The organism is Lentiprolixibacter sp., from assembly GCF_982873095.1.
The window spans coordinates 1-7,030 of record NZ_CEYNTP010000148.1 but is presented as its reverse complement, the minus strand read 5'-3'; the positions used below and the strand labels follow the sequence as shown (position 1 = coordinate 7,030).

The window sequence follows — 7,030 nt, the reverse complement described above, 5'->3', positions numbered from 1 at the left end:
CCGGCCCTGTGCAATCTCCGCCTGATAAGGGGTGTAGGCCGTATACCATCCCGGATTTTCCAGGATATTTCTTTTTATTACCGAAGGCGTAACACTCTCATGGTACCCCATACCAATATAGGTCCTGAAAACCTGATTTTTCTTGGATAATTCCTGCAGGTGATTCAGGAATTCGGGTTCGCTGATCGGGGCATCTAGTTGCAAGGGTTCCTCAAGCCGGATTTCCTCTGGTATGGTCTCGTCAATAAGCTGTTCAAGACTATCTACGCCAATGGTTTCCAACATATGATCAAGGTCCTTATTCCTGATGCCTATGTGCCGTAAAGCAAACTTTTCCGTATTCATGAGCAGTGCTAATTTTTAAATGCACAAAATTAGGGATTAATTCTCTTAAAAACTGCAAAAACAAAGGCCCTGAAGTGAAAGTTTTTAACCATAAATCAACGGTACCGAGGGGTTTGGCTACATTTGTTTAATGAATGTTTTTGCCGAAATTTTCAAGTTTTACCTGCGGTCCAGTATACATGTTGGTTTTGCCGTGGTTTCCCTGATTTTTGTTACCCTTACCTTCTTAAACATAACACCGGAAACAGATTTTTTGATTTTTATCTTTTGCAGTACACTGGCTACCTATAATTTCATCAAATACGGTGTGGAGGCAAGGAAGTATGTTCTGGTTTCCAATAGTTATCACAGGGTAATACAGTACTTCAGTCTGGCCAATCTGGGCATTGCCCTTTTCCTGCTTAAAGACCTGGGTCATGAAAGCTGGCTTGTACTTTTTGTCACCGCCCTGTTCATAGGAGCGTATGCCCTACCGGTTTACCCACGTAAAAAGAACCTGAGGAATTACGGGCTGCTCAAGGTCTTCCTTGTTGCCCTGGTCTGGACGCTGATCACACAGGTATTGCCGATGGTGCATTACAAGGTGAGTTGGAGGTGGGATGGGTATATTGACTTTCTGCAGCGATTTCTCCTCATCCTGGTTCTCATGGTACCTTTTGAAATACGAGACCTGAAGTACGATCCCCCTGAGCTCAGGACCTTTCCACAACGCTTTGGAGAAAGGGCAACCAAATGGGCAGGGGTCTTGCTCGCGATGGTATATTTCCTACTGACCTTTCTGAAGGATGATCTGCATGTACTGGAAGTTCCGGGCAAGTTCGTGTTAATGATGGCCTTATGGTTGCTGCTGGGAAGGGCAAGCCGCAACCAGTCAGATTACTATGCTTCCTTTTGGGTCGAAGGCCTTCCGATTGCCTGGGCCCTGTTGATAGGACTTATTACGCTATACTATCCCTTGTTTTGAAGCCTTCTTTTTATCTGCTGTTTATCCTGATCGGATAGCTGTTGCAGGTGGGCTTTCTTACAAAGCGAAGTGAGTTGGGTGTTTTTCCTGGAAAAAGTAGTGCAGGTCTTGCAGACTACCAGGTGAAGGAACAGTTGGATGCGTTCCTTCCAGGAGGCTTCTTTGTACTGTTTTTTATTACAAATATGGGCCGCTGCTTCACATGAAATCATACACCAAACCAATTTTTGTCGAGGCATGCCATCAGGGATGTTCTGGCCCTGTGGATCATGACCCAAAGATTAGACGGATTTATTCCCAATTCATTACAGACCTCCTCCGTTCCCATGCCTTGCAGGGTCTTCATAGTGAAGACCTTAGCCTGTTTTGCGGGTAATTTTGAAATACACTCCTGGATAGCAAGCCCTAGTTCCTCGTTTTCGAGTGCACTGTTTTCTTTAAGGCTGAGAGGATCTGCAGCACGTTCTTCCAGCCAGTCGCCCTCGTTGTCGTCATTTTGAATACTCTGGATACGTACTTCTGCTTTTCCCTTTTTAGAATTGATCTTGCGGTAATGATCTATTACTTTACGTTTAAGGATGGCAATCAACCAGGTGCGTTCCGAAGCAGTACCCTTGAAATTTTTGGCTGAATTCAATCCGGCGAGGAAGGTTTCCTGTACAAGGTCGCGCGCTACTTCCGGGTCACTTACACGGATAACCGCATAATTATACAGGTAGTCAGCGTACTGATCAACCCAGTTTTCGGGATGTAACTGATGTGTACTTTCATTCCTGCTCATCGGATCAAAAGTAAGGGAAATACTTAAGAAGAAATATCACTACTTTTGGCTAAAAGCCTGTATCATGAAAAGATTCCTTTTAGTATTTATAAGCGCAGGGTTCTTGTTTTCCTGTAAGCAAGCAAGGGAAATGCCCATTACCGAACTGAGTTCTGATGAACTCGAAAATGCGGTGGTAATTGATGTAAGGACCCCGGAGGAATATGAGGAGGGGCATCTTGAAGGGGCGCTTAACCTCAATTGGTATGATGCATCCTTCGTACAACAGCTGGAAGGCATAGACAAGGACCAGAAAGTATATGTCTACTGCAAGGTGGGTGGTCGCAGTGCGTCGGCAGCAAAACTGCTCGATTCCCTGGGATACAAAGAGGTGGTTGACCTTACCGGGGGCTACGATGCCTGGCTAAAAGCCCGGGACTAGGCTGATTTCTTCAATAGACCGGCCCTTTCCAGCAATGCATCCAGTTTCGGTTCACTACCCCTGAAACGCACATACAGATCCATGGGTTTCTCCGTGCCGCCCATGGCAAGGATATGAGTCCTCAGCTGTTCCGCGATTTTCGCGTTAAAGATGCCGTGTTCCTTAAAGTAAGCAAAAGCGTCTGCATCCAATACTTCTGCCCATTTATAACTGTAGTAGCCGGAAGAATACCCGCCTTGAAATATATGAGAGAACGCGGTGCTCATACAGGTTTCTTCGGTTTCCGGAAAAAGCTGGGTACCTGCAAAAGCTTCTTTTTCATATCCCTTTACATCAGTAATCCCGGTGGGGTCCTTGGCATGCCAGGACATATCCAGAAAACCAAAACTCAATTGCCTTAAGGTTGCCATGCCCTGCTGGAAGGTCGCAGTGGCTTTTATCTTCTCGATAAGGTCCATAGGGATGGGCTCCCCAGTCTCGTGATGCACAGCGAAGAGTTCCAGTGCCTCTTTTTCATAGCACCAGTTTTCAAGGAGCTGGCTCGGTAATTCCACGAAATCCCAGTATACCGAAGTGCCGGAGAGACTGGGGTAAGTAGTATTTGCCAGCATGCCGTGAAGGGCGTGCCCGAATTCATGAAATAGTGTGGTCACTTCCCTGAAATTGAGCAGGGAAGGCTTTGTTTCAGTGGACCTGGTAAAATTGCAAACATTGGAAATGTGGGGCCTGAAGTTTTTATCTCCCTTCCTGTATTGCGGTTTAAAGGAGGTCATCCAGGCGCCACCCCTCTTCCCCGGCCTGGGATGGAAATCCGCATAGAAAAGTGAAATGAAATTATTATCCTGATCCAGTACTTTGTAGGTAACGACCTCCTCATGGTATTTGTCGATATCATCTACCACCTCGAAGCGCAAACCAAAAAGTCTTTCTGTGACCTTGAATACCCCTTGCAGCACATTTTCCAATTTGAAATACGGCTTGAGCTGTTCATCATCTAGGTCAAAGCGTTTTTGTTTCAGTTTCTCTGAATAGTAAGCACTATCCCATTTTTGGAGCTGCTGAATCCCATCTATAGATTTGGCGAAATTCTGTAGTTCTTCAAATTCCCGTTCGGCGGCGGGTTTTGCTTTTTCGAGCAATTCGTTCAGGAAGTCCATCACCTTTCCCGGGCTGTCTGCCATACGCTCTTCCAGCACAAAATGGGCGTGGGTTGTATACCCAAGAAGTTGGGCCCTTTCGTGCCGCAGGCCTGCGATCTTTAGAACAAGTTCTGTGTTGTCCAGGGCATCCCCGTGAAAACCTTTGCTGGCAAAGGCAAGGTACAGTTGCTTTCTGAGGTCCCGATTGCGGGCATATTTCATAAAGGGGAGGTAGCTGGGATAATCCAGGGTAAATACCCAACCTTCTTTATCCCTTGATTTGGCCAGCAACCTTGCCGCTTCCACCGCGCTTTCCGGCAACCCTTCCAGATCGGCTTCCTCGGTCAGGTGTAACTCATACTTATTGGTCTCGGCCAGTACATTTTCGCCAAAGGTCAGTTTCAATTTCGCCAGGGCAGTGTCGATTTCACGAAGACGACTTTTATCTGCCTCGGGCAGGTTGGCCCCGTTCCGTGCAAAATGCTTGTATTTTTTATCAAGCAGGGTTTCTTGTTCCGGGTTTAAGTCCAGCTCCCCGCGTTGGTCATATACAGCTTTTACCCTTTTAAAAAGCGCTTCGTTCAGCGTAATGTCATTACTGAACTCTGCAAGCATAGGTGAGATTTCCTGAGCCAGTTGTTGCAGGGTTTCTGTAGTATTCGCAGAATTGAGGTTGAAAAAGAGGCTGCTCAGCCTGTCCAGATGCTCCCCGCTGAATTCCAGGGCTTCAATGGTATTTGAAAAGGTAGCAGCAGCTTCCTGTCTGGCTATTTGCTCGATTTCCGAACGGGCCTGTTCCAGGGCAGCTATGAAGGCGGGCTTAAAATGTTCCTCTCGTATCCTGGAGAAAGGGGCTGTATCAAAAGGGGTAAGTAAAGGGTTCACCTCGGTCATGTTTCAACTGATTTTATTGATATTGATAAAGCGATTGCCTGTGAGCAAGTAGCTGGTTATTTTGATCCTCGTACAGCCTCAGCGCCTTTGATCACTTTTTCTTTCAGGCCTTCTTTGTATGCTGCGATTTTCTGGAGGACCTCCGGATTTTGGCTTCCAATGATCTGGGCCGCCAGGATACCTGCGTTACGTGCCCCGTCCAGGGCAACAGTGGCCACGGGAACCCCCGCAGGCATTTGCAGAATTGACAGGACCGAATCCCATCCGTCAATGGAATTTCGACTTTTTACCGGTACGCCGATGACCGGCAGGGGAGAAAGGGATGCTACCATTCCCGGTAAGTGTGCCGCACCTCCGGCACCTGCTATGATTACATTATAACCGTTCGTGTGGGCATTTTTACTGAACTCAAAAAGCTTGTCGGGTGTGCGGTGTGCAGAAACAATGTCCACATCAACATCGATCCCAAATGACCTGAGGATGTCAACAGCTTCCTGCATTACATTAAGGTCGCTTGTGCTTCCCATAACCACGGCTACTTTACTCATAATGCTCTGTATTAATTACGTATTACTCGGATGGTATTTTTAACTTTTTCGGCAATTTCCCTGGCCGTATCCATATCCTCATTAACGATGGTAACATGGCCCATTTTACGGAAAGGACGGGTTTCGCGTTTTCCATAAATATGGGGCGTTACCCCTTCAATTTTAAGGATGTCCTCAATATTTTCATATACCGCATCGCCGGTATGCCCTTCGGCACCAACGAGGTTGACCATGATCCCTGCCACCTTGCTTGATGTATTGCCCAATGGCAAATCAAGAATGGCACGTATGTGCTGCTCAAACTGGTTGGTATAACTGGCCTCTATGCTGTAGTGTCCACTATTATGCGGTCTTGGTGCCATTTCATTGACCAGGATTTCGTTTTCACGGGTCTGGAACATTTCCACAGCGAGAAGCCCAACATGTCCAAGTTCCCTGGAAACCCTCAGGGCTACCTCCCGGGCTTTTTCAGCGACGGAATCCGGGATCCTGGCCGGGCAGATCACGTATTCTACCTGATTGGCCTCGGGATGGAATTCCATCTCAACCACAGGGTAAGCTTTTTCTTTTCCCTTTCGGTTGCGGGCCACTATTACCGCAAGTTCGTTTTCAAAATCGATCAGCTCTTCCGCAATACACTCCACATTGGGCAGGCTGTCCAGGTCATTTTCGGATCGTACAATCTTTACTCCTTTCCCATCGTAACCAAATTGCGCACTTTTCCAGACAAAAGGGAAGGAAAGGCCGCCGTGGGCGATGCTTTCTTTGATTTCACTGCTGTAGGCAAAGCGCGAAAAAGGAGCTGTGGGCAAGTTGTGGTCCACATAAAACAGCTTCTGTCTCGCTTTGTTTTGAATTGTCCGAAGTACCTCAGGTTGGGGATACACCAGTACCCCTTCTTCCTCAAGTTGTTCCAATGCCTCCACATTTACATTTTCTATCTCAATGGTAAGCACATCGACCTCCCTGCCAAAATTGTAAACAGCATCAAAGTCGAGCAGATCCCCCTGAACAAATTCGTTGCAGCCGATACGGCACGGAGCTGCTTCAGAGGCATCCATCACCCGGGTGTAGATATCGAACTTCCTGGTTTCATAAAGCAGCATTTTACCCAGTTGGCCACCTCCCAGGATTCCCAATTTAAAATCAGATGAAAAATAGTTGTGGGTCATACGGATTGCAGAAGATTTTGCCAGATCAGCATACAGCAGCAAAAATAAGGCTAAATCTGATAAACCCCTCTAAGTGCTTAAAAAAAGAGAAATCAAAAGCGTATCTTTGGCATCCGCAAATATCCTAACCATTGATTAGATTACACGACAAACAATTTGAGCCGTACCTGTCTGAGCAGCAAATCCTCGAAGCTGTGAAAAAGGTGGCTGAAGACGTTGCCAGGGATTACAAGGATAAGGTTCCCATTTTTGTAGGAGTCCTCAACGGGGCGTTTATGTTTGTATCGGATTTCCTGAAGCACTACCCTCATCCTTGCGAAGTTACTTTTGTTAAGTTGAGTTCGTACCGGGGATTAACATCCACGGGAATCGTTCGGAACCTGCTAGATGTCTCTGAGAATATCGAAGGCAGAAGCATTATTATCCTCGAAGATATCATAGACACTGGCCGGACGCTGCAGGAGCTGGTTCATCTGTTTTCTAATACCCATGTAAAGGATTTCAAGATCGCTAGCCTGTTTTACAAGAAAGAAGTGTATAACGGGGAGTATACCATTGATTATTTCGGTATGGAGATCCCCAATAAATTTATTGTGGGTTACGGTCTTGACTATCTGGAATTAGGACGAAACCTTAGAGAAGTATATCAATTAAAAGAAGTTCCAATGATCAACCTTGTTTTATTTGGAAAGCCAGGTGCAGGTAAAGGCACCCAGGCTGATTTCCTCAAGGACTACTTCCTTCAAAATGTGAGTCCGCAACTCAT

At 46.5% G+C, this 7,030-nt stretch carries 8 protein-coding genes and 1 pseudogene; 3 read left to right on the top strand and 6 right to left on the bottom strand.

Translation table 11 applies throughout. From position 1 onward, the window contains the following. Positions 1–345 (bottom strand): annotated as a pseudogene (locus AC4E7D_RS09585) (aminomethyl-transferring glycine dehydrogenase); the annotation flags it as partial. A gap of 130 nt (positions 346–475) precedes the next feature. Between AC4E7D_RS09585 and AC4E7D_RS09580 the strand changes: the two are divergent. Continuing rightward, on the top strand, positions 476–1,309 hold the full coding sequence (locus AC4E7D_RS09580; protein WP_490173578.1) for a UbiA prenyltransferase family protein: 834 nt from the start codon (positions 476–478) through the stop codon (positions 1,307–1,309). Here the strand turns inward: AC4E7D_RS09580 and AC4E7D_RS09575 are convergent. Then, positions 1,294–1,521 (bottom strand): hypothetical protein, encoded by a 228-nt coding sequence (locus AC4E7D_RS09575; protein WP_490173577.1) that lies wholly within the window; start codon positions 1,519–1,521, stop codon positions 1,294–1,296. The two genes, AC4E7D_RS09580 and AC4E7D_RS09575, sit on opposite strands and share 16 nt — an antisense overlap. Further along, a complete protein-coding gene (locus AC4E7D_RS09570) occupies positions 1,518–2,090 on the bottom strand; it encodes a sigma-70 family RNA polymerase sigma factor (RefSeq protein ID WP_490173576.1) in 573 nt (190 codons plus the stop codon). The genes AC4E7D_RS09575 and AC4E7D_RS09570 overlap by 4 nt, the downstream gene beginning before the upstream one ends. Positions 2,091–2,154: 64 nt before the next feature. On the opposite strand from AC4E7D_RS09570, the gene AC4E7D_RS09565 reads away from it, so the two are divergent. Further along, a complete protein-coding gene (locus tag AC4E7D_RS09565) occupies positions 2,155–2,511 on the top strand; it encodes a rhodanese-like domain-containing protein (protein ID WP_490173575.1) in 357 nt (118 codons plus the stop codon). Here AC4E7D_RS09565 and AC4E7D_RS09560 read toward each other — a convergent pair. Genes AC4E7D_RS09560 through AC4E7D_RS09550 form a run of 3 tightly spaced genes read right to left on the bottom strand, consistent with a single transcriptional unit; the run spans position 2,508 to position 6,264 of the window. Then, positions 2,508–4,544: a M3 family metallopeptidase gene (locus AC4E7D_RS09560; RefSeq protein WP_490173574.1), complete on the bottom strand. Its 2,037-nt coding sequence runs from the start codon at positions 4,542–4,544 to the stop codon at positions 2,508–2,510. The genes AC4E7D_RS09565 and AC4E7D_RS09560 overlap by 4 nt on opposite strands. 56 nt (positions 4,545–4,600) lie before the next feature. After that, positions 4,601–5,092, bottom strand: coding sequence for a 5-(carboxyamino)imidazole ribonucleotide mutase (gene purE / locus AC4E7D_RS09555; protein WP_490173573.1), 492 nt, complete (start codon positions 5,090–5,092; stop codon positions 4,601–4,603). A gap of 11 nt (positions 5,093–5,103) precedes the next feature. Beyond that, complete coding sequence (locus AC4E7D_RS09550; RefSeq protein ID WP_490173572.1) at positions 5,104–6,264, bottom strand: 5-(carboxyamino)imidazole ribonucleotide synthase; 1,161 nt, start codon at positions 6,262–6,264, stop codon at positions 5,104–5,106. A 131-nt stretch (positions 6,265–6,395) separates the two neighbouring features. Between AC4E7D_RS09550 and hpt the strand changes: the two genes are divergently transcribed. After that, positions 6,396–7,030: hypoxanthine phosphoribosyltransferase (gene hpt / locus AC4E7D_RS09545; protein WP_490173571.1), on the top strand; the 635-nt coding region annotated here is incomplete at its 3' end.